The organism is Methylomonas sp. MED-D (genome assembly GCF_050276835.1).
GTDB classification, from domain to species: domain Bacteria; phylum Pseudomonadota; class Gammaproteobacteria; order Methylococcales; family Methylomonadaceae; genus Methylomonas; species Methylomonas koyamae_A.
Genome location: NZ_CP189965.1, coordinates 829,996 through 856,010 on the forward strand (window position 1 = coordinate 829,996; position 26,015 = coordinate 856,010).

Sequence of the window (26,015 nt, forward strand, 5' to 3'; positions counted from 1 at the left end):
GTTATTTGGCTGATAGCGGCGGCATTGCAACACCATGATGTCCGGCCGGTTGTGTTTTCCAGTTATCATGCCGGGTTTGGCGTATAGCACTAGCGGGTATCACACTCTACATGGCTGACAAGTTTCAACATTCGGTTATTCAATGTTTGACCGCGATCGCCCAGCATCACGGCATACAGATCAATCCGGAACGGCTGATCGACGAGTATGCACTGGAAGCCAAGGAACCCAATGCGGCGATGTTGCAGCGTATTGCTACCGATATAGGGCTGAAAATCAAGATTGCCCGCTTAAGCTGGCAGACATTACTAGCGCAAACCGGGGTTTTCCCAATCATGGCCAGACTGCGGGACGGCGGCGCCGTGATTGTGGTCGGCATCAAGAAAGAAGCGCCGGAACAGGTGGCGATCCTCGATCCGCTGGCCGGCGACGCGGCCGTGACCTATTTGGACCGCGAGCAATGGTGGGAACGTTGGTCCGGCGAAGTGGTGCTTCTGAAGCGCCACCACGCCCTCGGCGATCCGAATCAGCCGTTTGGTTTGCGCTGGTTCATTCCGGAAATCCTGAAGCAGAAGGCGGCTTTTCGGGACATTGCCGTGGCCGCGTTCGCGATGCATTTTTTAGGGCTGGCCTCCCCGATCTTCTTTCAGTTGGTCATCGATAAAGTGTTGGTTCACCAGAGTCTATCCACGCTCTGGGTCTTGGGCATCGGTGTGATGCTGGCCTTGGTGTTCGATTCGATATTCGGCTACCTTCGCCAGTTGTTGACCTTGGCGGCCACCAACAAAATCGACATGCGCCTGACGCGGCGCGCCTTCGCGCAATTATTGTCGCTACCAATCGATTATTTCGAGACCACGACGGCCGGCGTCATTACGCGCCACATGCACCAATTGGAAGGCATACGCCAATTTTTGACCGGGCGGCTGTTCTTTACCGCACTGGACGTGTTGGCGCTGCTGATATTTCTGCCGATTTTGTTCGCTTATTCGGTCAAGCTGGCGATGATCGTGTTGGGGTTTTCGGTGGTGATCGCGGCGATTATCGCGGTCTTGCTGCCCAGTTACCGGCGCCGGTTGGATGCCTTGTACAGTGCCGAGGGCAAGCGCCAGGCCTTGCTGGTCGAAACCATACACGGCATGCGTACCGTCAAGGCGCTGGCCATCGAACCGATGCAACGGCGGATCTGGGACCAATTTTCCGCGCAGTCCATCACGATGCATTTTCGGGTCGGCAAGTTGTCGATCGCCGGCGGAACCGTCACCGATTTCCTCGGCAAGCTGTTGCCGATCGTCATCATCGTTATCGGTGCTCAAGATGTGTTCGATCAGACCTTGTCGGTCGGCGCCTTGATTGCGTTTCAAATGTTGTCCAGCCGGGTCAGCTCGCCGTTGTTGCAAATCGTCGGCTTGATCAACGAGTATCAACAAACGGCGCTGTCGGTGCGTATGCTCGGCGAGATCATGAACCGCGCTCCGGAAGGCCGGTCCGGCGCCGGCGGTTTGCGGCCGCAATTGGCCGGCGCCATTGCCTTCGACGCGGTGGCGTTTCGTTATCCGGGGTCCAGCGTCGCGGCGCTGGATAGAGCCAGCTTCACGATCCCGGCCGGCAAGGTCATCGGCATTGTCGGCCGGAGCGGCTCCGGTAAAACCACGCTGACCAAACTGATCCAAGGTTTGTATCCGGTGCAGGAAGGCATTATTCGTTTCGATGGCGTGGACATGCGCGAAATCGATTTGTCTCATTTGCGGCGGCAAATCGGCGTGGTGCTGCAGGAGAATTTCTTGTTTCGCGGCAGCGTCCGCGAGAATATTTCGGTTACCCAGCCGGGCGCCAGTTTCGAAGACATCGTCGCTGTAGCGCAGGCCGCCGGCGCCGACGAGTTCATCGAACGCTTGCCGCAAGGCTACGATACCTTGCTGGAAGAAAACGCCGCCAACCTGAGCGGCGGGCAAAAGCAGCGGTTGTCGATCGCCCGCGCCTTGCTGTCGCGGCCGCGAATATTGATCCTCGACGAAGCCGCCAGCGCCCTGGACCCGGAAAGCGAGGCGATCTTTATCCGCAACCTGTCCCGCATCGCCGTCGGCCGCACCGTGATTATGATTTCCCACCGTTTATCGACGCTGGTCAACGCCCACGCGATCTTAGTGATGCAGCAAGGCAAGTTGGTGGACAGCGGTCGCCACCAGGACTTATTAAGCCGCTGCGATACCTATCGGCAATTATGGAACCAACAAACCAGTCATCTGTGAAACCCGGCGTTCCGAATAAGCACGCCACCGACGAACTGGCGGTGGACTTCCTGCCGGATGCCGACGAAATCGAGCGCAGTCCGCTGCCGCGTCAGGCCCGCATCACGCTCTACGTGCTGCTGACCGCCTTGCTGGGCTTTTTGCTGTGGGCGATTTACTCGGACGTCGATCGGGTCGTGGTCGCGCGGGGTCGGCTGGTCACACCGCTGCCCAATATCGTCGTGCAGCCGCTGGAAACCTCGATCATCGCCAGCCTGGACGTGCGGGTCGGCCAAATCGTCCACAAGGGTCAGCAATTGGCGACCCTGGACCCGACCTTTGCCGAAGCCGATCAGGCCCAGTTGCGGATACGTCTGGATAGTTTAAACACCCAAGTGCAACGTCTGAATGCCGAACTGTCCGGGGCCAAGTCGGCCGATGCCGAATCGGACACGGCCGACCGGCAATTGCAGGCGCAACTGGACGCCGAACGCAAAGCCAATTATCAGGCCCAGCAAAAGCAGCTCTCGGAAAAAATTCAACAACTGCATGCCGGGATTACGACTAATCTACGCGATCAGCAAGCGCTATCTGCAAGGGTCAAGCCGCTGCTGGAGATCGAGGAAATGCAGAACAACTTGGTCAACCGCCATTACGGCGCGCGCGTGCAAATGCTGGAAGCCCAGGAGAAGCGCATGGAAGTCGAGCGCGATTTACAGTTGGCAAAGAACCGCGAACAGGAATTGAAGCGGGAGCTGGCCGCGCTGGAGGCCGAAAAGGCGGCCTTCGATAAAGGCTGGCGGCAAAAAACCATGGAAGATTTGCTGGCGACTCAGCGCGAGCGCGACGAGGTTAACGAACAACTGCAAAAAGCCGAAAAACGCCACAAACTGGTCACGTTGGTATCGCCAGCCGAAGCCGTGGTGCTGGATGTCGCGAAATTGTCGCTGAGTTCGGTAGCCAAGGCCGCCGAACCGCTGTTTACGCTGGTGCCGTTGGAAGCCGAATTGGAAGCCGAAGTCGAGATCGATTCGCTGGACGTCGGCTACGTCAAACCGGGCGATCTGGCTAGGCTGAAACTGGACGCCTATCCCTTCCAACTGCACGGTACCTTGGAAGCGACGGTGCGGACGCTGAGCGAGGACGCGTTTCGCCGCGAATCGGCCGGTCCCGGCATGGAGGCCTATTACGCCAGCCGCTTGGCCTTGGGCGACGGGCGGCTAAAGAATCTGCCCGGCCAAGCCAGATTGTTGCCGGGCATGACCTTGACCGCCGAAATCGTGGTCGGCAAGCGTTCGGTGATTTCTTACCTGCTCTGGCCGCTGACCAAGGCGTTGGACGAATCGATACAAGAACCCTGATGGCACACAACACAAGTAATGCAACCATGAAAGCGACGACTTTGGTGGAGGTCATGGCGCAAGCCGACGCGTTGGCGAAAAGCGGCGACAGCGCCGCCGCGATCGCCTGTTATACCGATTGGCTAGCCTCGCCCGGCGCCGAGCCGCAATTGCGCCACCTGGCGCTGTTCAATCTCGGCAGCCTGCTGCGTCCGGCCGGACGCATCGAGCAGGCGATCGCCGTCTATCAAGAGGCCCTGCAACTTAGGCCGGATTTTTATCAGGCGGCAGTGAATTTGGGTTTGACGTTGGAAGCTCAGGGCAATCAGGCCGGGGCAATGGCGATCTGGTTGCAGGCGCTGCAACCGGTCGAGGGGCAGACTTTGTTGTTGAATCACGCCGGCCGTCTGCAAGAGGTCAACCGCAACTTCGACGAAGCCGAAGCCTTGCTCGGGCGCAGCTTGGCGGTCATGCCGGATCAACCCGACGTGATGCAGCATTATCTGCATATTCGCCAGAAAAAATGCCAGTGGCCGGTGTTCGACGGCGTGGCCGGCATCCCGTTACGGACTTTACAACAGAACGTCGGGCCCTTGGGCTTGCTGGCCTCCAGCGACGATCCGGCCCTGCAATTGGCGGCGATCACCGCCTGGGTGGAGCGCAAGGTGCCGCGCAATCTGGCGAGGATGGCGCCGCTCGACGGCTATCGGCACGACAAATTGCGGATAGGCTATTTGTCCTGCGACTTTCGCTGGCACGCGGTCAGCATTTTGACCGCCGAGTTGCTGGAACTGCACGACAGAGAGCGCTTCGAAGTGTACGGCATCGATTTCAGTCCCGAGGACGGCGGCACGATGCGGCAGCGGATGCTGGCGGCTTTTGATAGGCATTTGCCTATCCATGCGCTGTCCGACGAGGAGGCGGCGCAAACGATACGCCGCCACGAAATCGACGTATTGATCGACCTGACCGGCTTGACCGCCGGCGCCCGGCCCGGCATCGTCGCCCACAAGCCGGCACCGGTGCAGATTTCGTATCTGGGTTACGTCGGCAGTTGCGGCATGCCCGAGATCGATTACATCCTGGCCGACCGCTACGTATTTCCGGAAGCGCTGGCCCGCTACTATTTCGAGAAGCCCCTGTATTTGCCGGAGGTTTACCAAGCCAACGACAGCCAGCGCCCGATTGCCGAGACGCCGAGCCGGGCGTCCTGCGGTTTGCCCGACGACGCTTTCGTGTTCTGCTCGTTTAACGGTAGCTACAAGATCAGCGAGCCGGTGTTTACGGTATGGATGAACATCCTGCGGCGGGTGCCGAGCGGTGTGTTGTGGCTGGCGATCGACAACCCGACGGCGCGCGGCAATCTGGCGGCCGAGGCGGTAAAACGCGGAGTCGATCCCGGCCGGCTGGTGTTTGCCGACAAAGCCGCCCCGTCCGAGTATCTGGCCCGCTACCGGGCGGCCGATTTATTGCTGGACACTAATCCCTACAACGCCGGCACTACCGCCAGCGACGCGTTATGGGCCGGTTTGCCGGTGCTGACCTGTTCCGGCAAGACCTTCGCGTCGCGGATGGCCGGCAGCTTGCTGCACGCGGTCGGTCTGCCGGAATTGATTACCACCAGCTGGCTGGATTACGAAAATCTGGCGGTGGGGCTGGCATCGGAGCCGACGGCGTTGCAAACCTATCGACATCGCCTGCACACCCAGGGCCGCAGTTCCGCGCTATTCGACACCCGCCGCTTCGTCAAAAACTTCGAAGCGACGATCGCCGGGTTGTTCGACTAAGGACGGACCGGGCAATCACTGCGGGGCCGGCCGTTGGTTCGAAGGCGGTTCCGCGCGATTTGATTGGCGGTTTTCGACGCTTTCGCCGCTAGCCGAAATTGGCGAATCAACCTAACGATCATGAAAGGGTTCGCCCCAAGGCGTGAGAAAAAGGGCGTGGGAGCGGCTTTAGCGGCGATTGACGGCGTTCCGCCACCGGTATGTCCGTATTTTACCCAACGGATTCTTTTAGGCTTAATGACCTACGACAACCTGCAAATCACTCGGAGAAGCCCATGATAATACCGACCGAAGCCATCGGCAGCATCCCCCGCCCGCCGCAATTGTTGGATGCGCTGAGCGAATTCCGCGCGGGCCGGTTGCCGCGCGAACGGCTGGATGCGTGCTACGACGCGGCGCTGCGAGACACCCTGGAACGCTTCGAGCGGACCGGATCGCCGGTGATTTCCGACGGCGAACAGACCAAATCCAGTTTCGCCACCTATCCGCTGGAAGGGCTGGACAATCTTGCCGCTGACGGGGTGGTTATCCCGTTCGCCGACGGGCATACCCGGCAACTGCCCAGGTTGAATGCCGGGCCGTTCCGCTACGGCGCTTATGCCGGCGATTATGTCCGCGCCGCCAAACGCTATACCGCACGGCCGCTGAAACAGGCCGTCATCTCGGCGTCGGCGCTCAGTCTGCTTTACCCGCAACAGGGCTTGGAAGGCTATACGCGCGAGGCGTTTATCGATGATCTGATCCGGGAAGCCGTGGCGGACATCTGCGGTTGTCTGGCGCAAGGCGCGCAACATGTGCAGATCGATTTTACCGAAGGCCGATTGTCCGTGAAGCTCGATCCGTCCAAACAACTGCTCCGGCAATTCATCGCGCTGAACAACCGGGTATTGGCGCATTTCACGGCGGACGAACGCCAACGGATCGGCGTCCATACCTGTCCGGGCGGCGACCACGACTCCACCCACAGCGCCGACGTTGATTATGCCGAGCTGTTGCCCGAGCTGTTTCAACTTCAGGCCGGCCATTTTTATATGCAACTGGCGAGCGAAAACCGACCGGAACAGGTCTTGGCCGTGGTCCGCGACCATCTCCGGGGCCATCAGCGGGTCTATGTCGGCGTCATCGATGTGCTTGATCCGGCGGTCGAGTCGCCGGAATCGGTCCGCGACCGGATCTTGCAAGCCGCCGAATTTATACCAATCCACCAATTGGGCAGCACCGACGATTGCGGATTTTCGCCGTTCGAGGACGACCGCTCTACCGGGCGAGACACCGCATTCGCCAAAATCGAAGCCAGAGTGATCGGCACGAAGCTGGCCGAGGCCGCGCTGAAATTAGGGTAGGCAGTGGTTGAGGCAAACCATTCCGAAGCCAGCTTGAATCCACGCGATTTCGCGCGGATATTTCAACCGAGCGATCCGTGCTTGTCCTCGCTTTGGTGTCTTAGGCCCACACATCGGCGCTGACGGCCATTTCGCCGGGCGAGGCATTTTTGGGGGATCGCCCTGGTCCGGGTCGCGCCGGGAGCTTGAGCGGCGGAACGTTAATGTTCGCGCGCTTCGCGGCGTTTTTAGTTCAATCCGCCGCGATGTGCCCGACAGGTCCGGCGACTCTGAGCTGAAGACCAGCGCTTCAACAAAATCTCACATCGATTGCCAATCACACTGGACCGTTCCGGTTTAGACCGGGAAGCATTCAAGGTGAACCCGCAGCGGTCAGTGTTGGAAGTGCAGAGTTCTCGACGAAACGGCTAACGACTTCTCGGCAACCTGCAACGTTCTCGGTTGAACATAGACCAGTGTCTGGTTGAGGTAGATCGCTCGATGCCCGCCGAAGAACATTGTCCGATTGGAGTAGATCGCCGAGGTGGCGCAGTGCGGCGTTCCATGGTTATCGTGGAACGCTTCAAAAACTTTCTAGGCCGATTCGCGTTCATCGTAAAACGTTCCGTGTTCCAACAAGCACGTTGCTTATCGAAGCTGGAACGATGCTGTACCAATAGAGAAGCATGCATGTTCAACACAGATCGCTGTGGCTTGCAGCCGGAATCGTCCCCGCTCAATCCGCAACGGTGAGGTTTGAAACCGCTCCGTCGAGTATCCCGGCCGGCCGGCCCGAGGTTTGAGCCGGAACGGGAGGTTTTCGGCCGGCGGGATAGATACATCTGGTAGATTGCTTGGAAGTAATGTCTTTAAGTTAAGCCGTTGGCTGAGCGAAGTCGAAGCAAAATGGCTGGCTTCGACTTCATTCGGCCGGCGGCTTATATGGACTGTAACCGTTGAACTTCAGGGCATTGGGGTGTTCGGCAATCCGGTCGGCTATACGGATCCGACGGGGACTTTCGGGTTGTTCGGGGCGTTTGTTGGCGCAACCTTTGATTTTGGTTTGCAAATGTACAGCAACGGTGGTGATATTGGTGCCGTCAACTGGGGAGATGTCGGTATTTCCGCTGCTTTGGGGGCGACGGGTGGAGGTCTCCTAGGAAAAATTGGCAAGATTACCGATACAATTTGGGATACGAGTAAAGTTGTAAAGGAAACAACCAGAGTCGGGCGGTGGATGTCGCAGGCTGAGCATGATGCCATGAAGGCGTCTGGAAAGGTGCAGGAAAGCTTTTCTGGAACCACCCATGTTGCGGATCCAGAGGATGCTTCGGCTTTTATAAACCAGGCGAAGCCGGGAAGTATGTACGTTGAGTTCAACGTCCCGACGTCATCGTTGAAGGCAACAAATGAAGGTTGGGCTAAAATTATTGGCCCCAACTCTCTAGAGGGGCGGCTTGCGGCTCGAAAAGGAATGTCAATTCCTTAAATGCCCGAAGCAACGGATATCCTACACTCGGCAACTAAACTTCCATGAGAGGAGAGAGCGTGTTGGACACCTTTATCGGCTGGGCAAAGCAAATCACAGATAAGGCTCTCGGCAATGATGTCGAGGCGAGAGTCACAGAAAGCGAAATGTCACACAATCCATCAGCGCGACTCGATATAGATACGCCTACGATGGTGGCTCGGATTACATATTGGGAAAGTGGTGATTTCGACGCAGAGATTATTGAGCTAGAGACGGAGAGGACTATTTTCTCAAGCCATGGAAGTTTACATGAGGGACGGGCGTTCTCGGAACAGTTCGCCGACTTCTTTGAGTCGCTTAGTATCGCTGGGCCGTCCGATTATGCTTAGCGTCGGTTCCGAAGCGGTCGCGTTTAACGCGGGTCACAAATTCCCGAAAGATGCCGCGCCATTACCGGCATCATCTCGCCGGCGATCTGTTTCCCGGTCGTGGCCTTGCGCGTTGGCGGTCGGCTGCGTTGCCGACTTGGCGTCACCGCCGGCAGGGTTCCGGCCTATTTTGAGTAGCCTATGAAAATCGATATTACTTTTTTGAATTACGAGCAGTGCCAGGTCATGTTGTCGGAGACGCCGCGCGACGGCGTGCTGGTGGTTTGCCAGACCGACGCAGCCGGCGCCGAGGTCGTGCTGGGCCGCTTTCCGCTGACCGGCGCGGCCTTGCCGATCGCGATACCGATCGGCACCGAGCGGAGCGAGGAGTTGGAGCGCCTGGTGTTCCACGAATACAACGGCGACACGCAACGGGCGGTCGCGCACCGGTTGAATCTGGCCGCCACGCTGTTAGCCCGGCAAGCCTTGCAAGCCGGGGTTTACCGGGCTAGGCCGAGTACGGTCAAGCGGGTGGCGGCGCTGACGATTGCCTATAACGAGGACTTCGTGCTGCCGAAATGGGTGGATTACTACGGACGCCAGTTCGGTCTGGAAAATCTGTATGTGATCGACGACGGCTCGGACCGCGATCCGCGCACTTATCTGCCGGCGGCCGTCAACGTGATTCGCCAGCCCCGCACCAGTTTCGATTCGTGGCGACTGTCGCGCAGTCTGGGCATTTTCCAACATTTTCTGCTGGAGACTTACGACTTGGTGGTGGTGACCGATTCAGACGAATTCATCGTGCCGACCCGCTCCGCGTATTCGAGTCTGGCCGATTACGTGACCCGCTTGTCCGTCGATACGCCCAGGCGGTTAATCCCGACCGGTTGGGATTTGGTGCATCTGCGTGGTAGCGATGCGGCGATCGATCTATCTCAGCCCATCGTCGGCCAGCGGCGGGCCTTGTTGCGCAACACCGCCTTGGACAAGGTGGCCATCCTCAGCGACCCCGTGTCGTTCACGCCGGGCCAGCACCAATGCTACGAACGCAGCGAAAAAGCCGACGACCTGACGCTGATTCATTTGCGCTATTTCGATTACGAGTTTTCCCGCGAAAAACTCCAGCGCTACCGGACCACGACCTGGGCCGCCAACGATTTATCGGCCGGCCTGTCCTACCATCAACGCCAGGAATTCAGCGCGTTGGAGCAGGAGTTTCAGCGCTTCGAGGACCGTTACCAAGGCGGCGGTCAGGAAACCAACGTACTGAACGACTTCTGGCGGGCGCAGTTGGGGGTGTAGCGGGGAGGGCTTTTTTGAGCAATCAAGACGCTCGGATTCTGCGTTTGAAGAAGGCGGTTGTTGGTAACGCGGACTGCCGCTATCGATCCGTTTTTTACGGTTGCGCTTCGCCAAAGCGGCTTGCTGGGCCGGTCCAACTTCCGCGAACTTGAGGCGGCAAAGCAACCACGGGCGACCTCGCCAAATTAGCCTGTCAGCCGGTCCGGGGCAACAAGACTCGAAAGCAAGTGCCCTTGCCGACCGTGCTTTTCACTTCGATGCGTCCGTTGTGTTTGTTCACGATGCCGTAGGATAAGGAAAGACCCAAGCCGGTGCCCATGCCGACCGACTTGGTGGTAAAGAACGGATCGAAGATTTTTCCAAGCTGATCTGGCTTGATGCCCTTGCCGGTATCCTCCACCTCAACCCAGACACTGTTCTCGTCATAAGCGGTGCGAAGCGTAATTCGGCCGTGATCCTCGATGGCTTGCACCGCATTGATCAGCAGGTTCATGAACACTTGGTTGAGTTGGGACGCGATGCAGTTGATCTCGGGGATTGCGCCGTATTCCTTGACGACCTCGGCTTTGTACTTGATTTCGTTCCATACCACGTTCAGCGTGCTGTCGAGCCCCGCCTCCAGATTCGCCGACTGCTTTTCCAATTCGCCAACGTGAGAGAAATCCTTTAGATCCTTAACGATACGCCGCACTCGCTGCAAACCGTCGAGAGATTCCGCCAGAAGTTCGCCGATGTCTTGGCGCAGATAGCCGATATTGATTTCCTGCTTCAGAAGCGTAATGTCCTGCAAGGCCTCATTCACCAGCTTACCTTCGACGTCTTCGTAAGCCGCCAGCAGTCTGAGCATTCCATCCACATACTCCTGCAAGGTACTCAAGTTGGAGTTGACGAAGCCAATGGGATTATTGATCTCGTGAGCCACGCCGGCCGCGAGCTGACCGATCGAAGCCATTTTTTCGGATTGCAGCAGTTGCATCTGGGTTTCTTCAAGCTGCTTGATCAGGTCCTCTTGACGCGCCTTCTCGGCCAGCAGTTGGGTATTGGCCATTTGCAGCGAGGCGGTGCGCTTTTGAACCTGCTCTTCGAGTTTATCTCGGGAGTCGCGCAACGCTTCCTCGGCGCGTTTGTGTTCGGTGATATCGTTGAAGCCGAAGACGCGACCGATGATGTGTTCGCCAAGATATTGCGGCCGCGATCGGCATTCGAAAACCCGGCCATCCTGGAGACTCAGGATATCTTCGGTTTCCCCGTCCCCAACGAGCTCTTGTAAGCGCACACGAAATGCCTCGGGCTCGACGACCTGCCCGGTAATGAACTCGAGAATATCGGCTTCTTCTGTCTCGAACAGCAAGTCGTCCGAAATGCCCCACATGCTACTGAACTGGCGGTTGATGTTGGCGATCTTGCCGTGCCAATCGATGACCAGTATGCCGTTGCCGGTCGATTCCAGCGTGGCCCTGAGCTGGGACAATAGCTGGGCCAGGGCATCCTCGGCCTTGTGTTCGTTTTGGACATCCCTGGCTTGGATCAGAATCAGCGGACGGCCATCGTGGTGAATGATCTTGACCGATTTGGTCACCGTCAGCAGCGAACCGTCGGCGCATTGATAAAGCCCATCCTGGGTCTCGATATCCTGGTATTGGCCGTTGCGGACGTCTTCCCAATAAAACACGTCCTGCAATGAACTTTCGATATTCGTGATCGCCATGGCCAGCAAATCCAGTTCCGAATAGCCGAGCATTTTCTCTGCCATCTTGTTGGCGACGATGATCCGCAACTCACCGGGTTCAACCAGCAGCATCATATGCTGGCAGTAATCGATCATCAGATGTTCGAGGCTGCTCATCTGGCTTGCTCCTGGCCGGGGCTGCTCGGGTCGAAATAATAATTGACCCGTTTGCGAGGACTGAGGTAGTTGTATATTTCCCTCGGAACCTGCGCAGGTCTGATCGCCTTCGCGATATTCGCATCCGCTTCGCAGGCCATGTCCACCAGGATAGCCTCGTCCCTGGGGATATCCGCGTCGTAAATGAGCACCAGCGGTTTCATCGGCTTGGCGGTATTGACGGTGACGACCATGCCGATCACGCCGTTGGAAAACTGCACGATCGTACCGGGCGGATACACCCCAAGACAACGGATGAAGACCTGGAGCAATTTCTGATCGAATTTGTTGCGCAACTTGGCGAACATCGTCGACAAAGCCTCGTGAGGCGTCAGCGCGTTGTTAATGTTCACCGGGTTGCAAAGTTCATCATAATGGTTGGCAATGACGACGATGCGGGACAGTAAGCCTATCGCTTCGCCCTTGAGTCTGCTCGGGTAGCCGGTCCCATCGAACAATTCGTGATGTTCGCTGATGATGGTCAAGACGGCGGGTGCAAGCCCCAGTCGCTGGCCGATATCCGCGCCATACTGGCAATGCATTTCGAATAAATGCCGCTCGGCCTGATTGAGCGGCTCCTTTTTCATCAGGATCTTGGACGGAATCTCCTTATGACCAATATCGTGAAATAGCGCGCCTATGCCCAAAGTGCCGACCACTTCTTGGGGCAACTCGATGTCGCGCGCCATCATCAGCGACAGCATGGTGACATTCAACGAGTGGTAATACATTTCCTCGGCACCTGCCTTGCCTATCATGACGTGTATGGCGAGTTCCGGCGCGGAAAGCAGGGAGTCGATAATTTGATCCACCAATTGTCCCGCCTTTCGCACGGTCTCCGCCGGCATGGTAAACAGGCTTTTCTCGATGCCGTGTATCGTTTTAGCGGTATCGATAAAGGCATTTTCAATCCGCGCCGCTGCCTCTCGCTGCCGCTGGATGCGTTCTACCAGCGCGACCTTGGCCGCCAACACCGGCGAAATATCAGGCTTGGCCGCTTCCGGTGTTTGCTGTACCTGCTGTGTCTTTTGAGGGAGCGGATTGACATCGCTGAGGGCCGGATCGTAACGAATCGACTTGAGCCCGAGACTCTGGATGGTCTTGATCTGTGCCTCGTTCTTGATCTTGAAATTGCTGAACGAGAACGGGTGATCAAACCACTTGAGATCGAGGTGGATATATAACCCGACCCGGAGCTGATCCATCGTAATATTGAAGTTATCTGGCATCGGTAGCGACAGTCCGATCTACTTGTATCAAATGGAATACCGCGGAATTCGGCGGTCTCGACCGATATTCCGCGCCCGGCCACTCAAGATTTTGCGATCCGTCTTCCGATGGATGTCGGCACCGCCGCAGTGTGATTGAGCGGAAGTCTCTTCCAAATTGACGTGCCGGTGGCGGTTGGTTTCGTCCCGTAAACTTATGTATCGGCGCATTTGCGAAGCCGGCCGCTCATTTTTCCCGAAAACCAATGTGAAACGCTGCCGCAAAGGTTGATTCGAGATTTTCGGTCAAGGTCGTCTGGCGTTCATTCTCCGCCGAATGCCTTCGGATTAGGCCACTAATTTTCAGTGTCTGTCAACGCGCGCTTGCACGCTATCATAACAACTCGAGCAATCACAAGGGAATTGATGGAGCGATAGCGATCGGTCACTAGTTCTATTCGACTTCGTCGGATACTCTGGTGGCCGGCTAGGTGACTGATTGCCTAACGTTCGTGAAAAGATTTTCGCCCCGGAGAATGCAACAAATGGGCGTGGGAGCGGCTTCAGCCGCGATTGAGGGCGTTCCGACACCGGTCTGTCCGCACCGTGATCAACGACTTTGTGCAAGGTCCATCACCGAATACTTGGGTTACCGCCAATTTGCCGCGAAATTCGGATCAGCAATCGCCGTCGGCATTTAGCAAGCCCGGCATCAGACCGTCGACGAAGCTGGCGAAGCGGCGTGATAGCCGCTCGGGAGCCGCCGGCGTTTTATCCTCGAAGACTTCGATCAACTCGATGAACCAGCATACGACGTCGGCGGCAAACACCGGTTGCAAGCTGTAGGGCGGCGCGCAAAATTTCAGGTAGCCGGCCAGCGCTCGCGGGTGCTCTGCGAACAGCATGCGGGCGGCGGCGTGGCTGGATTCGGCACTGACCATCGGTAGAAAGCCGGCGGCGTAGATTTTGGCGAATACCTGTTGGGCGCAGACGGCGCGTTGCAATGGGTCGGCAATCGGCGAGTGGCTGCCGCCCAAGAACAAGGCGCATTGGACCGCGGTACTCAGCGCGGTGAAATACACGAACGAAAACTGCAGACCGACGCCTTTGCAGATCAGTTCGTAGAAGCGTTGGGTGCCGTCGCCGTTTTGCGAGCCGTTCGCCGGATAATGTACCAAGCAGCCCGGCCCTGGCTGGCTGACGAAATCGCCCAAGGCCAACCGATTCAATTCCCACAAGTCTTCGGCCAAGGTCAGGCCGTGCAGCGGCGTCGCGGCCAGGAATTGCAAGGCGTGGTTCAGCGCGCCGCGTCGCGAGGCGTTGTACATCGTCGCGCGGGCCACCTCGGGGCGCCAGGTTGGCAGACGTTCGGCCGGGGTTGCACCCTGCATCGCCGCTTGGCTGACGTTGACCAGCTTGCCGTCGCCGATGTCCACGAAGGTACTGCCGACCTCGGCGCAGCTGAGTTTGGCGTCGCCGCGCAGCAGTTCGAAGGCGTCGGCGTGATAAGTCGGCGACATCCAGTCGTCGTCGGCCATCATCGCGCAATAGGGTAAGTCGCCGCACCACTCGAACAGATAGCTCAAATTGCCTGCGCCGCCGACGTTCTTCTGGTGTGCGATCGCGAAGACATAGGGATTCAGGGCCCGGATGCGTTCCAGAAATTCGCGTTTTTCCGGCGTTTCGCTGTTGTCGGCGACCAGCACCACGGTTTCCTCGTTGGCCGTGCCGACCAGCGAGGCGATCACCGAGCGCGCCATCGGCGTCCAGCGCGCGGTCGGCAATAAAATCGCGGCTTGCGCGGAGGCGGGCAGCGGCGGAAAGTGCCGGTCGCCGGTGGCGATTAACGGAACTTCGTGAGTCATGGCGCGTTCGGTGCGAGGTATCGAACCATGGTTGGTGTCAAGCCGGTACGCGGCGCAGAAAGCCGTCCGGCGAGGCGGTGATGGCGATTTTATGTTCGAGGGTTTTATCAATCTCGAAATTCAGCACCTTGCCGTCGGCGGCTTGGCGGCCTTCGCCGCGCAGCAGGCGCAGATATTCCCAAACCGCGGTTTTCGGGTTGTTGCCCTTGTCCCAGGGACGGTCGCGGCAAAAGCCTTCCGGCAGATCTTCGACGCCGGTATCCCAGACCACGCAGTAGCTGTCTTCCGAGGTCAGCGGCGCGTAGGCTTCCAGTTCGGCCAGCACATGGTCGTGGGTGTGGTTGGAGTCCAGGAAAACCAAGATGCGTTGGGCTTGCGCGGCGCGGGCCTTGACGGTGGCGACGATGTCCGGGGCGATCGACGATCCCTGGAGGGTCTCGATTTTATGCGCCAGCGGATGGGCTTCGATGGCCGCGCGGTTGTGGGGACGGATGTCGATGTCTATGCCCAATACCTTGCGCGGGCTTTGCAGCGGGTCCAAGGCTTGGCCGGCGGCGACCGCGTCGCAATAGTCCAGCAGGGCCAGCATCGATGCGCTCAGCACCAGCGAGCCGCCGTGGGCGATGCCGGTTTCGACGATCAGGTCCGGCTTGACCCGCCAAATCAATTCCTGAATCGCGTAAACGTCCTGCGGCACCTGGATGACCGGCCGGCCTAGCCAGGTAAAGTTCTGGGCGTAATTATGGCGGATGGATTCGCGCACCCAGATGTTGGAAAGTCCGATGAAATCGCGGTCGGTGCCGATCCGGCGAATGTTGTCGGCGACGTAAGTTTCGAATTGCTTGTTGGCGTCCATGAGAGGTTTCGGTGTGGTGGGGGCGAAATCGGGTGGTTATTCTTTCCAGCAATACAGCACGGTTTCCATCAGCAGCGGCGAATGGTGGCGCAACGCGAAGCGATAGCTAGAATCCAGGCTACGCACGTAGGCCGGAATCTCGAAAATATCGCTGGGGAAGTGGTAGACGCTGAGCGCCATTTTGGGGCCGCAGCGGCGGATCGTGGCGGCCGCGCCGCGCAACATTGCTAGTTCCAGGCCTTCCACGTCGGCTTTGATTAAGCTGGCCGGCTGGCCTTGCAGGTAGTCGTCCAGGCTGTAAACCGCGCTAGTCGGCAGATCGTCGCGATCGGCGGCGGCCTCGACCAGATTCAAGCTTTGTGCCGGTCCGCTGACGTTGACGCAAGCCATCCGGCCGCTGGCCTCGGCAACGCCGGCGTTGACCAGCGCGATTTGACCGTCGTCCAATGCCCACTCCGCCGTCAAGCGTTCGGTCCGCCGGCGCAACGCGGCGAATTGCCGCTCGCCCGGCTCGAAGGCGTGAATGCGTTTGAAGGCGCCGTGGCAGGCCCAGATGAACTTCTCGACGGTATCGCCGACGTAGGCGCCGGCATCGATGAAAATGTGGCGGTCGTCGTCGGCAAATCCCGGCAGGCAAAAATATTGATCGGGGGCTTGCACGTCGCGGCAAGGTGCCGGCGAGCCGCTCAGCCAGGCCAACACCACGGCGCCCAAGGTTTGCCGGGATAATTCGTCGGCGAGAAAAGCCTCGTTGATTTCCAGAATGTCTGGATAGCGGCTGACCGCGAAAAACGCATCGAAACTCAGCGCGGTCAGGCCGGTTGCGGTCAATTGCTCGACGACGGCTTTAGCCGCGTGGCGGGCGGCCACCAGCACCCAGCCGGTTTCGGCGACCGAAGGATGCTCCGGCGCTACGACCGGAACGCCGCGTATCGCCGTGTGCCATTTTTCGGGATTGCGGTCCGCCACGCAAACGACCTTGGCGCCCAACCCTTGCAGATACTGGACGGCCCAGGTGCCGACGAATCCGGCGCCGTAGACGACGATGCCCGTCGAAAGCGCTGCCTGAAAGCGGCTAACCAAGGGCTGTTGATCGGTACGGAGATCGGCGGCGCGCGTCCAAAAATCGCTCAATGGCTGCTCCGTTCGTTGGGCAGGGCGTAGATCACCGCGCCGGTGCCGCACCAACTGTGCAGGCGCAGCAAGAACCGGTAATTCGGCAAGGTTTGCATCAGCCACAGCGGCAATTCCCAGAGTCCTTGGACGTTGTGGTAGGACGTGGCGACGACGATAGGCCGATGACTCAACAAGGTCTGCTCGGCGCCCTTCAGCGCGTCGAGCTCGCCGCCTTCCAGATGCAGTTTGATGAAGGTCGGCGTAAACTCCAAATCGTCCAGCGCGACGACCGGCAATTTGCGCTTGCCGAGCGGGGTCAGTTGCGAGGCATAGTCCAAGCCTTCGTAAAACCGCCCCATCCCGGTTCGAGCGGCGATTCCGCAATCCATGACCCGCAACCGGGCATCGTCGCAAAGCCCCAGTTCGTCCATGGTGACTTCGAGTTGCGCGAGGCTGGTTCGGTCAGGCTCGATCAAGCAGAGTTCGGCGAAGCGGCCCTCGGTCAGTTGGCAAAAGCGCCGGGCGACGCCGCCGGTATGGGCGCCCAAATCGATAAAACGCTCCTCGTGGTTTAGGCAGTCCAACACTTCGGGGATAAAGAAGCGGTCGTCGGTCGTGACCGGCGCGGCGGAAAACGTCCATTCCTGGCGCAGCCGCCGCCAGGCGATGAATTGCAGGTGGTGCGCGCGGGACACGGCGTCGTGCCAGCCGTCCAATACCGTTTCGATGCGGTCCAGATCAATGTCGCTGAACGGGTCGGCGAACCAGCCGTTGGAGAGCGGATGGCGATCGCGGTAGGCTTCGGCAATGTCGTAAAACGGCACGGCATCCTGCCAGCCTTGCCGAGTCAAATATTCGGCCACCGGTGTAAAAGGATCGTTGGCGATGCTGATTGCCAGCAAGGTCTTGGTTTTGAGTTTGTTCGGGACGTCCTCGGGCGCGATCAACCGGGTTTGTTCCCAGAACGGGGTGTTTGCCAGCGTGCCGGCGTTGGCGTCGACGACGGTTTGCACGGTGACGTCGATCCGCTTGAAGTAGGCATGGGCCAGTCTGCCTAAATTGCCGGCACCGTACAACGTTACCGGCTTGTCTACTCGGCGAGGGGCTGCGTGACTCGGTACTTGCTGTAACCGGCGCAGCATTCGGCGGGCTTCGGCCGGATCGGGTAGGCGGCTAAATTGCCGGGCGATGGGATGTTGCAAGATCATCGGCTGAACGGATTTGCGATCGGGAACACGACGAATCGGGGCGCTTCAATCGTCCAACAGCGTCCGGATTTGTTCGGCATGGGCGCTGAGATCGACGACGGTTTTGGCGCCGCAGTAATAACAAATTGGTTTCTGGTGCTTGAGATCGCCTCCCAGCATGGTTTTGCGAATGTCGTTGAGCGCGCGGCCTTCCAGTATCTCCCGCAGACTTTGTTGGCTCAGATCGCCGATCGCCAATTCGCCGAAGATGTCTGCGCAACAGGCCGAAATCTTGCCGTCGAATTTGACGTAGGCCATGTAGAACGGCATTTCGCAGGGTGCGTTGGAACCGGCGAAGCCGATTTTTTGGCCGTCGTGGGTGTGGAACACCGGCATGTCTTTCAGATGGACCACCTGCGAATGCTCGCATAAGGTTTTCAGGCCGTCCCAACCTCGCTGGAACAGGCTGTCGGTGATGCCGTACAACTCGGCGTCGGATGAGGCCAGTTTGATGTAAAGCTGGACGGTTTGACGCTGTTCGACGGCTTCGGCCGCCGCGTAAATGTTGCGCATCAACTTGTCGAAGAAGTCCTTACCCTTGATGGTTTGGTATTCCTCGCGGCTGAAGGCATCCAGACTGATGTGGATTTCGTCGACGCCGGAATTCAACAGTTCTTCCAGAATCTCGGGTTTCAGGACGGTGCCGTTGGTGATGATGCGCAGCTTTCCGGCTAGCCCCCGCGACTTGCAGGCGGCCAGCATCGCCGCGATCTTTTTGTTCAGCAGCGGTTCGCCGTAACCGTGAAATTGGATCATCGCCATCTTGTAAGGTAAGGCTTGCAGATCGGTTAGCAGTTTGTCGAACACCGCGTCGCTCATCATGCCCTTGCGGTGATCGGTGTCGTAACGTCCGGAGTGCATGTCGCAGAAGGTGCAACTCAGATTGCATTCCGATGTCGGCTCGACGATCAGACTCAAGATGCGTTTTTCGGCGAGCGCCTTGAGCAGATTGTCGACCCGGGTTGCGGCGATGTCGATGTTTTTGGCTTCTTGTTTGGTGAGCATAAAACTTACGCTAGGGTTTGCCGGGCATTGAGCGGTGCGGAACGGAGCGGCTCGGCGAGCGCCCGGCTCCAGGACCGCAGTCTCGGGTTGTCCGGAAAGTACTTCAAAAAGTGAAACACGCTGCCTTTTGAGCGCTCGAAATCGCCATGCGCCAAGTCCGCGCCGGCGGGGATACTACCGTCGTCGGCATACGGGCCGTTCGGGTTTTGGAAGGCTTTAAACCAGTCGCAGGGGCAGTTACCGAATACGGCGGCGTAAGCAGGTTGGCGTTTTTCGGCGTTCATCAAATCCAGGTAATGCGCATTGAGTCCGGCAGTCATTTCGGCAAAAGTGTAGCGGGTTCTGGCGAATCCGGCGGCCTGCTGGGCCAAGGCCAAGCGTTGTTCGGGTTGGTTAATCAGCCCGGTCAGCGTCTCGGCGAATTCGGCGGGGCCGTTGACGACCAAACCGGTTTGGCCGTGCGTGACGATTCGGCGCTCGGCCGGGTTGTCCAGCACGATAGGCACGACGCCCATCGCCATCGCTTCGACCAGCGCGTTTTCGGCGGTGCCGTAGTGCAGCGGGTTCAGCAGATATACCAGAATATCCAGGTCGGCCAAGGCGGCGAGGATGTCCTCGGAATAACCGGCGAATTCGAATAAATCCGGCCGGCCGACGGCGGCGCACCGCGCTTGCAGTTCGGCGCGGTTGGCGATGTCGCCGAGCAATTTAACGCGTAGGTTGGCCAGCGGCACCGCCGCCAGAAACTCGACGAAGCGCGGATGCAGCTTGGCGAAGTTCAAGGTGCCGACGTAACCCAGACGCGGCGGCCGGCCTTGACGTTGCGGGAGCGGCGGCAAGTCGGCGAGGCCGGCGCTGGAGACCACGCCAAGGCTTTGTCGCTCGGCATCGCTCAAATCGGCGAAGGCAGGGTTATCCAGCGAGCATGCCGAGGTGAACACCCAGCGGTCCGCGATCGCCGCTAAACCGGCCGGGATGAGCGGATTCCCCAGGCCGGAAATATGGCACCAAAACAAGGCCCTGTGCGGCGGGAGCTCGGCTTCGCATAAGCACTTGGGCAACAGCGGATGGTTCCAGAATTCGAATTGCACGATGTCAGCCTCCGCCATCGCAACGCGCAGCCTATCGGGCGACGGACAAACTTCGACCGCGAAATTCGGATCGCCTAGCGAGGTGATGGCTTCGACGAACTGGGTTTTTTCCAACGCTTCCAGGCAAATAAACCGGTGCGACACCCCGGCGTTCTCAGCGGCCGCTTGCCGGGCTAGGCCCGATAGGGCTTTACCGACGCCGCCGCCCAGGTGCGGGGTGATGTGCAGGACCCGGATCATTGATGGTTGGCTGGAAGCCGTCGGTTCAAGCGGTTTCTAGGACGCTGCGTCGCAACAGCTTGGGCAGCAATTGCTCGCGGTAAGGATCGATGTTGTCGGGCAGGCAATGAGTGAGCTGACCGCATTGCGAGCACACCGGGTTTTGCCGGCGCTTGCCTTCCAAATGTTGAATCCGCAAGCGGTTGAAGGCGTCGGAATGCCAGATGTCGCGGATCGATTGTTCTCTGGCGTCGCCGATGATCAACTTGCGGCCCCAGTCCAGAAAGCAGGAGCTGACCAAGCCGTCGGCATTGACCGACATCGAATAAAAAATGTAGGGGCAGGTGTCGGTCGGCGTGATGGGTTGCTGGTAAATGCCTTCGGTAATCTTGAAGCCGGTGCGGGTTTCCACGTCGAATTCCGGCCAGCATGGCGCGAAATTTTCGATAAAAATCCGGTCGCAGTAATCGCCGAAGGTATCGTAGAACTCTTGCTGCTGAGCTTCGGTAATCAACTCTCTGGGAATTTTGATGACGATTTCGCAATCGCCCTTGTGCTCGTACAACCAATGAATGTTATCGACGAAGCGCTGGAACTCGAAGTCGAACTTGGTGAAGCGTTGGTATTGCTCCTCGTTCATACCGTCGACCGAAATATTGATCTTATCCAGGCCGGCTTCGATCAGCGGTCCCATCCGGTCCGGATCGATCAGCGTGCCGTTGGTGGTGGTGTCGATGTAAGGTATCCGGCCGCTTTGCTTGGCATAGGCCACCATCTCGGCCAGGTGTTTGTTCAGCAGCGGCTCACCGTCCTTGTACATCCGCAACACTTTGATGTCTTGCGGGAAGTCCGCCAAGTCGTCGATGATCTTTTTAAACAGCTCCAGCTTCATCGCGCCCTGGTAGCGGCCGGTTTGCTTAATCAGTTCGCGGTCGCCGGTCGGGCAAAACGTACATTGAAAGTTGCAGGAACTGGCCGGATCGACGAACAACACGAACGGCGTTTCCAGCGGAATCACGTCTTGCAGCGGGGTGCGTTCGTCGAGGTTAATGCGAGGTTTGATTTGTGCTTTCATCAAGGTTTTCCTAGGGTTGGCTCCTGCGGTGTCGATAGCGCCCGACGACTCAGTCGAGCGTTCCCAACAACTGGGTCAGTTTGCGCCGATTGCCCCAAAACGCCATCGGTTCGTAATCGGGGTAGGCATGGTAGCCCAGATTCAACGCGATGTCGGCGCCTCGCTTGCGAATATGCCGCTCGACCAGCGTTCTGATCGAAATCGGCGTACCGCTACAGACGTTGTAGACACCGTTGGCGTCCGGGCGTTCGACTAATTGCACCAGGCGGCGGGCCGCGACTTCGATCGGCAGGTAATCGCGGAGCTGTTCTCCGCCGGACATATCGAATGTCGGCCGCCCGTCGGCAATCGCCCGCTCCAATTGCGCCAGCAGGCTGTTGGCGTGCTGGCCTTCGCCGTACAGGTAGAACAGTCTAGCCCATTGCAGCGTGAAGGAATGATGTCGTTGGAGTTGTTGCAGAAATTTTCGCAAACTGTCCTTCGCCAGCGCGTAGGGATTGGCCGGCAGCGTCGGCAAATCTTCGGCCAGGCAGCCGTTTCGCAAGCCGTATTCGAAGCAGGTGCCGGCGACCAATAATTGCCCGACGCCTTGTTCGACCAACGACTTCAGGAAGCGGTAATCGCCGATCAGGTTTTGTTCGAAATGGAACAGCTCGCGGTAATTGGGCAGTCCCGGCCAAGCCAGGTGGATCACCGCGTCAAGTTGTCCCAAGCGGTCCGGCAAGCGGTCGGCGTGTACGTCGCCGCTCAGGAACTCGACTCGGTCGAACCAAACCAAACCTTGCGCCTTGCCGGCGTCGCGAGCCAGCGCGGTGACGCGGTGGCCGCGTTCCAGTAAGTGTGTGACGACGTGGCGGCCGACGAAGCCGCTGGCGCCGGTAACTAAGACTTTCATGGTCGGCTCCGGGCGAGTCTGGGCTGGATTCGCGTCGGCATCTTCGGCCTAAAACACGCTCAATTCCGGCACCGCGACCGCGAATTGCCCGCCCCAGTCGCGGATTTTCCGGTAATCGGCGACGATTTCGGCGCGGATATTCCACGGCAGAATCAGCAGGATGTCCGGCTGGCGCTCCGTCAGCGCGGTCGGCGGCAGAATCGGGATGTGCGAACCGGGTAGGAATTTACCTTGCTTGGACGGCGCGGCATCGCAGACATAGGCCAGCAAATCCGGTTTGACGCCGGCATAGTTCAGCAGGGTGTTGCCCTTGGCCGCCGCGCCGTAGGCGGCGACTCGCCGACCGAGCCGGCGTTGCTCGATCAGAAAGGCCAGCAAATCGTTTTTGATGCGGTCGGCGCGCGGCTGAAACGCCCGGTAAACGGCCAAGTCGGCCAGGCCGAAGTCGCGCTCGTGGGTCAACACCTGGGCGACCGCCGCCGTCGGCTCGCGCCCGTGTTCGGCATGGCAACCGTACACCCGCAGGCTGCCGCCGTGGGTGGCCAGTTCCTCGACATCCCAAATCCGCAAGCCGGCCCGTTCGAAGATGCGGCTGACGGTTTGCAGCGACAGGTAGGAATAGTGTTCGTGGTACACGGTATCGAACTGGGCCGATTCGATCAGCCGCAAAAGGTGCGGAAATTCCAGCGTAATCGTGCCGGCCGGTTTCAACGCCGTTTTGAGGCCGGCGGTAAAGTCGTTGATGTCCGGCACGTGGGCGTAGACATTGTTGCCGACGATCAGATCGGCGCGTCGGCCCTGGTCGGCCAGACGGTGGGCCAGCGCGTCGCCGAAAAACTCGCGCAGAATCGGAATGCCTAGGGCTTCGGCGGCGGCGGCGGTGCTGGCGGTGGGTTCAATGCCCAGGCAGGGAATGCCGGCGGCGACGAAGTTTTTCAGCAAATAACCGTCGTTGGCGGCGACTTCGACGACCAGGCTGTCGGCATCCAACGCCAAGCGCTCGCGGATGGTCTGGCAGTAATCGGCGGCGTGGCGCAGCCAGCTTTGCGACACCGACGAAAAATAGGCGTAGTCGCGATCGAACAATTGCTCGGCCGCCGCGTAATCCTCGGTTTGCACCAGCCAGCATTGTTCGCAGACGTAGAGTTTCAGCGGGTAATACAGTTCGGGCTTGTTCAGGTCGGTGGCATTCAAGTAGGCGTTCGACGGCGGTGCGAAACCCAGGTCTAGGAATACGTGTTCGAGCGGCGCGTGGCAGTGGCGGCAGTTCATAAGGCGATTCCGCGAAAGTCGGGGGGCAGGGCGGGGTGTTGGGCGTCTCTGGCCGATAAGTCACCGATCGGTAAGGGCCAGGCGATTTGCACGGACGGATCGGTCGGCGAGACGCCGGCTTCGGCATCCGGACAGTAGGCGGCGGTATGCAGATACAGCAGTTCGCTGGCGGCTTCCAGCACTTGAAAGCCGTGCGCGCAGCCTTCCGGAATCACCAGCATCCGGGCGTTGTCCGCGCTCAATTCCTCGGCGTGCCATTGTAGGAAGGTCGGCGAATCGGCCCGTAGATCCAGCGCCACGTCCCAGACCCGGCCGCGCAAACAGCGAACGAATTTGGTCTCGGCATGCGGCGGCCGCTGATAGTGCAGGCCGCGCGCCGCGCCGACCGCGCGGGTCAGCGAATGATTGATCTGGACGATGCGGCGCGTGCCGACCGCTTGAGCCAGTTCGTCTTCGCAAAACCAGCGGGCGAACGCGCCGCGCGAGTCTTGAAACGCTGAGGTCTCGACGACGACGACGCCGGCCAGCGGGGTGGGTAAAAGCTTCATGACCGAGCCCAGGCGATGCCCGCTTGCCTCGCCGCTGCCGAATAGTCCTGCAATTGCGCCCGACTGACCGCCGGCTTGGCGGATAGCGGCGCTTGGTACCAAGCTGCCGTGGCGGCCAGCGCGGTATCCAGCGGCCAAACCGGCCGCCAATCGAGTCGGCTTTTGGCCTTGCTGCTGTCCAGATACAGTAGGCCGGCTTCGTGCGGTTGCGGAGCGCTGCCGATTTGCCAGTGCAGTTTCGGCCAATGCCGCTGCAACTCGGTCAATACGTCGGCCACGCTACGGTTGCCTTCGGCGTCCGGGCCGAAGTTCCAGGCGTCGGCGGCATCGCGCCGTTCCTCCAGCAAGTGTTGGCCCAGCAGCAGATAACCGCTCAACGATTCCAACACGTGTTGCCAGGGCCGGGTGGCTTGCGGGGAGCGGATTTCCAGGGTCTCGCCGGCTTCGACGGCGCGGACCAAATCCGGAATCAGCCGGTCTTCCGACCAATCGCCGCCGCCGATCACGTTGCCGGCGCGGGCCGTGGCCAGTAATGGCGTACCGGAGCGTTGAAAAAAAGCATCGCGATAACTGGCCGCCAACAGTTCCACCGCCGCCTTGGAGGCGCTGTAAGGGTCGTGGCCGCCTAGGCTATCGGTTTCCCGGTAGCCCCACGGCCATTCGCGGTTTTGATAGCACTTGTCGGTGGTGACGACGACGACGGCTTTCACCGCCGGCACGTGGCGGCAGGCCTCCAACAGATTGGCGCTGCCGACGACGTTGCTGGTCCAGGTGTCCAGCGGTTGCCGGTAGCCGCGCCGTACCAAGGGTTGCGCGGCCAAATGAAAGACGATGTCGGGTTGGACATCGGCGACGATTTCGGCCACCGCCGCGCTGTCGCGCATATCCTGAAGGTATTCGACCATGTCCAGGCCGAGTAGCTGCCAATGGTTGGGCGCGGTTTCCGGCGGCAAGGCCAGGCCGATCGGCTCGGCGCCCAGTTCCCGCAACCACAGGCTCAGCCAGCTGCCCTTGAAACCAGTGTGGCCTGTAACCAGCACCCGCCGGCCGCGATACTGGCCGTTGAACAAGGTCATGCCCAAACCTTCCAGGGCGGATCGAGGCGCCACAGTTCTTCCAATTGGGTCTTGTCGCGCAAGGTATCCATTGCTTGCCAGAAGCCGGCGTGCTTGTAGGCGCGCAGTTGGTCTCGGGCGGCCAGATCGGCCAGCGGTTGGCCTTCCCAACTGCTTTGATCGCCATCGATTACTTCGAAAATATCCGGCTCCAACACGAAAAAGCCGCCGTTGATCCAGGCCCCGTCGCCGGCCGGCTTTTCCTGAAAGCCCTTGACTGCGGTGTCGGCGATGTCCAGCGCGCCGTAGCGGCCGGGCGGTTGGATCGCGGTGACGGTCGCCCATTTGCCGTGGCGGCGGTGAAAATCAATCAACGCGCCGATGTCCACGTCGGACAATCCGTCGCCGTAGGTAAAACAGAAGGCTTGGCCGTCCAGGTAATCGCGCACCCGTTTCAGGCGGCCGCCGGTCATCGTCGCTTCGCCGGTATCGATCAGCGTGACCCGCCAGGGTTCGGCGTAGCGCTGGTGGACTTCCATCCGGTTGGCGGCCATGTCGAAGGTGACGTTGGACATGTGCAGGAAGTAGTTGGCGAAGTATTCCTTGATCACGTAGCCCTTGTAGCCTAGGCAGATGATGAACTCGTTGATGCCGTAATGCGAAAACAGCTTCATGATGTGCCAGAGTATCGGCCGGCCGCCGATTTCTATCATCGGTTTGGGCTTTAAATGCGATTCCTCGCTGAGCCGCGTGCCGAGGCCGCCGGCCAGTATGACTGCTTTCATAGGAGTTCGATTAAGGCGTTGGCGGGAAGAGATTACTCGCTGCTCCGGCGCCGGCATTGGTCAAACCGG

At 59.3% G+C, this 26,015-nt stretch carries 21 protein-coding genes; 7 read left to right on the top strand and 14 right to left on the bottom strand.

Annotated features, from left to right (window positions below):
* The first annotated feature begins 110 nt into the window (after positions 1 to 110).
* From ACQE3E_RS03685 to ACQE3E_RS03715, 7 genes are all read left to right on the top strand, one after another.
* Positions 111 to 2,252, top strand: coding sequence for a peptidase domain-containing ABC transporter (locus ACQE3E_RS03685; RefSeq protein ID WP_427501231.1), 2,142 nt, complete (start codon positions 111 to 113; stop codon positions 2,250 to 2,252).
* Positions 2,249 to 3,592, top strand: a complete 1,344-nt coding sequence (locus tag ACQE3E_RS03690; protein WP_313729049.1) for an HlyD family type I secretion periplasmic adaptor subunit — start codon at positions 2,249 to 2,251, stop codon at positions 3,590 to 3,592. The genes ACQE3E_RS03685 and ACQE3E_RS03690 overlap by 4 nt, the downstream gene beginning before the upstream one ends.
* Positions 3,593 to 3,618: 26 nt before the next feature.
* The gene (locus ACQE3E_RS03695; protein ID WP_313729048.1) at positions 3,619 to 5,358 is read left to right on the top strand and encodes a tetratricopeptide repeat protein; all 1,740 of its coding nucleotides are present in this window, start codon (positions 3,619 to 3,621) and stop codon (positions 5,356 to 5,358) included.
* A gap of 275 nt (positions 5,359 to 5,633) precedes the next feature.
* Complete coding sequence (locus ACQE3E_RS03700; RefSeq protein WP_313729047.1) at positions 5,634 to 6,701, top strand: cobalamin-independent methionine synthase II family protein; 1,068 nt, start codon at positions 5,634 to 5,636, stop codon at positions 6,699 to 6,701.
* Between the two features lie 829 nt (positions 6,702 to 7,530).
* Positions 7,531 to 8,169 carry a hypothetical protein gene (locus ACQE3E_RS03705; protein WP_139306215.1) on the top strand — a complete coding sequence of 213 codons (639 nt, stop codon included), beginning with the start codon at positions 7,531 to 7,533 and terminating at the stop codon, positions 8,167 to 8,169.
* Positions 8,170 to 8,228: 59 nt separating this feature from the next.
* Positions 8,229 to 8,540, top strand: a complete 312-nt coding sequence (locus ACQE3E_RS03710; RefSeq protein WP_313729046.1) for an immunity protein TriTu family protein — start codon at positions 8,229 to 8,231, stop codon at positions 8,538 to 8,540.
* 180 nt (positions 8,541 to 8,720) lie between these two features.
* Positions 8,721 to 9,824 (top strand): glycosyltransferase family 2 protein, encoded by a 1,104-nt coding sequence (locus ACQE3E_RS03715; RefSeq protein WP_313729045.1) that lies wholly within the window; start codon positions 8,721 to 8,723, stop codon positions 9,822 to 9,824.
* 193 nt (positions 9,825 to 10,017) lie between these two features.
* On the opposite strand, the gene ACQE3E_RS03720 is transcribed toward ACQE3E_RS03715, so the two are convergent.
* The 14 genes from ACQE3E_RS03720 to rfbF all read right to left on the bottom strand — a co-directional run bounded on the left by ACQE3E_RS03720 (position 10,018) and on the right by rfbF (position 25,946).
* Positions 10,018 to 11,670 (bottom strand): ATP-binding protein, encoded by a 1,653-nt coding sequence (locus tag ACQE3E_RS03720; protein ID WP_313729044.1) that lies wholly within the window; start codon positions 11,668 to 11,670, stop codon positions 10,018 to 10,020.
* On the bottom strand, positions 11,667 to 12,938 hold the full coding sequence (locus tag ACQE3E_RS03725) for an HD-GYP domain-containing protein (protein WP_313729043.1): 1,272 nt from the start codon (positions 12,936 to 12,938) through the stop codon (positions 11,667 to 11,669). The genes ACQE3E_RS03720 and ACQE3E_RS03725 overlap by 4 nt, the downstream gene beginning before the upstream one ends.
* A gap of 656 nt (positions 12,939 to 13,594) precedes the next feature.
* Complete coding sequence (locus ACQE3E_RS03730) at positions 13,595 to 14,782, bottom strand: glycosyltransferase (RefSeq protein WP_427501232.1); 1,188 nt, start codon at positions 14,780 to 14,782, stop codon at positions 13,595 to 13,597.
* 37 nt (positions 14,783 to 14,819) lie between these two features.
* The gene (locus tag ACQE3E_RS03735) at positions 14,820 to 15,638 is read right to left on the bottom strand and encodes a cephalosporin hydroxylase family protein (RefSeq protein ID WP_071157772.1); all 819 of its coding nucleotides are present in this window, start codon (positions 15,636 to 15,638) and stop codon (positions 14,820 to 14,822) included.
* A gap of 36 nt (positions 15,639 to 15,674) precedes the next feature.
* Positions 15,675 to 16,772 carry an FkbM family methyltransferase gene (locus ACQE3E_RS03740; protein WP_313729041.1) on the bottom strand — a complete coding sequence of 366 codons (1,098 nt, stop codon included), beginning with the start codon at positions 16,770 to 16,772 and terminating at the stop codon, positions 15,675 to 15,677.
* The gene (locus ACQE3E_RS03745; RefSeq protein ID WP_313729040.1) at positions 16,769 to 17,956 is read right to left on the bottom strand and encodes an FkbM family methyltransferase; all 1,188 of its coding nucleotides are present in this window, start codon (positions 17,954 to 17,956) and stop codon (positions 16,769 to 16,771) included. The genes ACQE3E_RS03740 and ACQE3E_RS03745 overlap by 4 nt, the downstream gene beginning before the upstream one ends.
* A gap of 51 nt (positions 17,957 to 18,007) precedes the next feature.
* Positions 18,008 to 19,006, bottom strand: coding sequence for a radical SAM/SPASM domain-containing protein (locus ACQE3E_RS03750; RefSeq protein WP_313729039.1), 999 nt, complete (start codon positions 19,004 to 19,006; stop codon positions 18,008 to 18,010).
* 5 nt (positions 19,007 to 19,011) lie between these two features.
* The gene (locus tag ACQE3E_RS03755) at positions 19,012 to 20,337 is read right to left on the bottom strand and encodes a glycosyltransferase family 4 protein (RefSeq protein WP_313729038.1); all 1,326 of its coding nucleotides are present in this window, start codon (positions 20,335 to 20,337) and stop codon (positions 19,012 to 19,014) included.
* 25 nt (positions 20,338 to 20,362) lie between these two features.
* The gene (locus tag ACQE3E_RS03760) at positions 20,363 to 21,391 is read right to left on the bottom strand and encodes a radical SAM protein (protein WP_313729037.1); all 1,029 of its coding nucleotides are present in this window, start codon (positions 21,389 to 21,391) and stop codon (positions 20,363 to 20,365) included.
* A gap of 49 nt (positions 21,392 to 21,440) precedes the next feature.
* The gene (locus ACQE3E_RS03765; protein WP_313729036.1) at positions 21,441 to 22,286 is read right to left on the bottom strand and encodes an NAD-dependent epimerase/dehydratase family protein; all 846 of its coding nucleotides are present in this window, start codon (positions 22,284 to 22,286) and stop codon (positions 21,441 to 21,443) included.
* 48 nt (positions 22,287 to 22,334) lie between these two features.
* On the bottom strand, positions 22,335 to 23,558 hold the full coding sequence (locus tag ACQE3E_RS03770; protein ID WP_313729035.1) for a class I SAM-dependent methyltransferase: 1,224 nt from the start codon (positions 23,556 to 23,558) through the stop codon (positions 22,335 to 22,337).
* A complete protein-coding gene (gene rfbC / locus ACQE3E_RS03775) occupies positions 23,555 to 24,106 on the bottom strand; it encodes a dTDP-4-dehydrorhamnose 3,5-epimerase (RefSeq protein ID WP_313729034.1) in 552 nt (183 codons plus the stop codon). The genes ACQE3E_RS03770 and rfbC overlap by 4 nt, the downstream gene beginning before the upstream one ends.
* Positions 24,103 to 25,215, bottom strand: a complete 1,113-nt coding sequence (gene rfbG / locus ACQE3E_RS03780) for a CDP-glucose 4,6-dehydratase (RefSeq protein WP_313729033.1) — start codon at positions 25,213 to 25,215, stop codon at positions 24,103 to 24,105. Before rfbG ends, rfbC begins: the two co-directional genes overlap by 4 nt.
* Positions 25,179 to 25,946 (bottom strand): glucose-1-phosphate cytidylyltransferase, encoded by a 768-nt coding sequence (gene rfbF, locus ACQE3E_RS03785; protein WP_313729032.1) that lies wholly within the window; start codon positions 25,944 to 25,946, stop codon positions 25,179 to 25,181. Before rfbF ends, rfbG begins: the two co-directional genes overlap by 37 nt.
* Positions 25,947 to 26,015: the final 69 nt, after the last annotated feature.

Excerpts from the sequence above, each read along its gene's own strand:
- ACQE3E_RS03685 (WP_427501231.1), top strand. The coding sequence starts at position 111 with ATGGCTGACAAGTTTCAACATTCGGTTATTCAATGTTTGACCGCGATC.
- ACQE3E_RS03695 (WP_313729048.1), top strand. The coding sequence starts at position 3,619 with ATGAAAGCGACGACTTTGGTGGAGGTCATGGCGCAAGCCGACGCGTTG.
- ACQE3E_RS03700 (WP_313729047.1), top strand. The coding sequence starts at position 5,634 with ATGATAATACCGACCGAAGCCATCGGCAGCATCCCCCGCCCGCCGCAA.
- ACQE3E_RS03715 (WP_313729045.1), top strand. The coding sequence starts at position 8,721 with ATGAAAATCGATATTACTTTTTTGAATTACGAGCAGTGCCAGGTCATG.
- ACQE3E_RS03720 (WP_313729044.1), bottom strand. The coding sequence starts at position 11,670 with ATGAGCAGCCTCGAACATCTGATGATCGATTACTGCCAGCATATGATG.
- ACQE3E_RS03725 (WP_313729043.1), bottom strand. The coding sequence starts at position 12,938 with ATGCCAGATAACTTCAATATTACGATGGATCAGCTCCGGGTCGGGTTA.
- ACQE3E_RS03730 (WP_427501232.1), bottom strand. The coding sequence starts at position 14,782 with ATGACTCACGAAGTTCCGTTAATCGCCACCGGCGACCGGCACTTTCCG.
- ACQE3E_RS03735 (WP_071157772.1), bottom strand. The coding sequence starts at position 15,638 with ATGGACGCCAACAAGCAATTCGAAACTTACGTCGCCGACAACATTCGC.
- ACQE3E_RS03750 (WP_313729039.1), bottom strand. The coding sequence starts at position 19,006 with ATGCTCACCAAACAAGAAGCCAAAAACATCGACATCGCCGCAACCCGG.
- ACQE3E_RS03755 (WP_313729038.1), bottom strand. The coding sequence starts at position 20,337 with ATGATCCGGGTCCTGCACATCACCCCGCACCTGGGCGGCGGCGTCGGT.
- ACQE3E_RS03760 (WP_313729037.1), bottom strand. The coding sequence starts at position 21,391 with ATGAAAGCACAAATCAAACCTCGCATTAACCTCGACGAACGCACCCCG.
- ACQE3E_RS03765 (WP_313729036.1), bottom strand. The coding sequence starts at position 22,286 with ATGAAAGTCTTAGTTACCGGCGCCAGCGGCTTCGTCGGCCGCCACGTC.
- ACQE3E_RS03770 (WP_313729035.1), bottom strand. The coding sequence starts at position 23,558 with ATGAACTGCCGCCACTGCCACGCGCCGCTCGAACACGTATTCCTAGAC.
- rfbC (WP_313729034.1), bottom strand. The coding sequence starts at position 24,106 with ATGAAGCTTTTACCCACCCCGCTGGCCGGCGTCGTCGTCGTCGAGACC.
- rfbF (WP_313729032.1), bottom strand. The coding sequence starts at position 25,946 with ATGAAAGCAGTCATACTGGCCGGCGGCCTCGGCACGCGGCTCAGCGAG.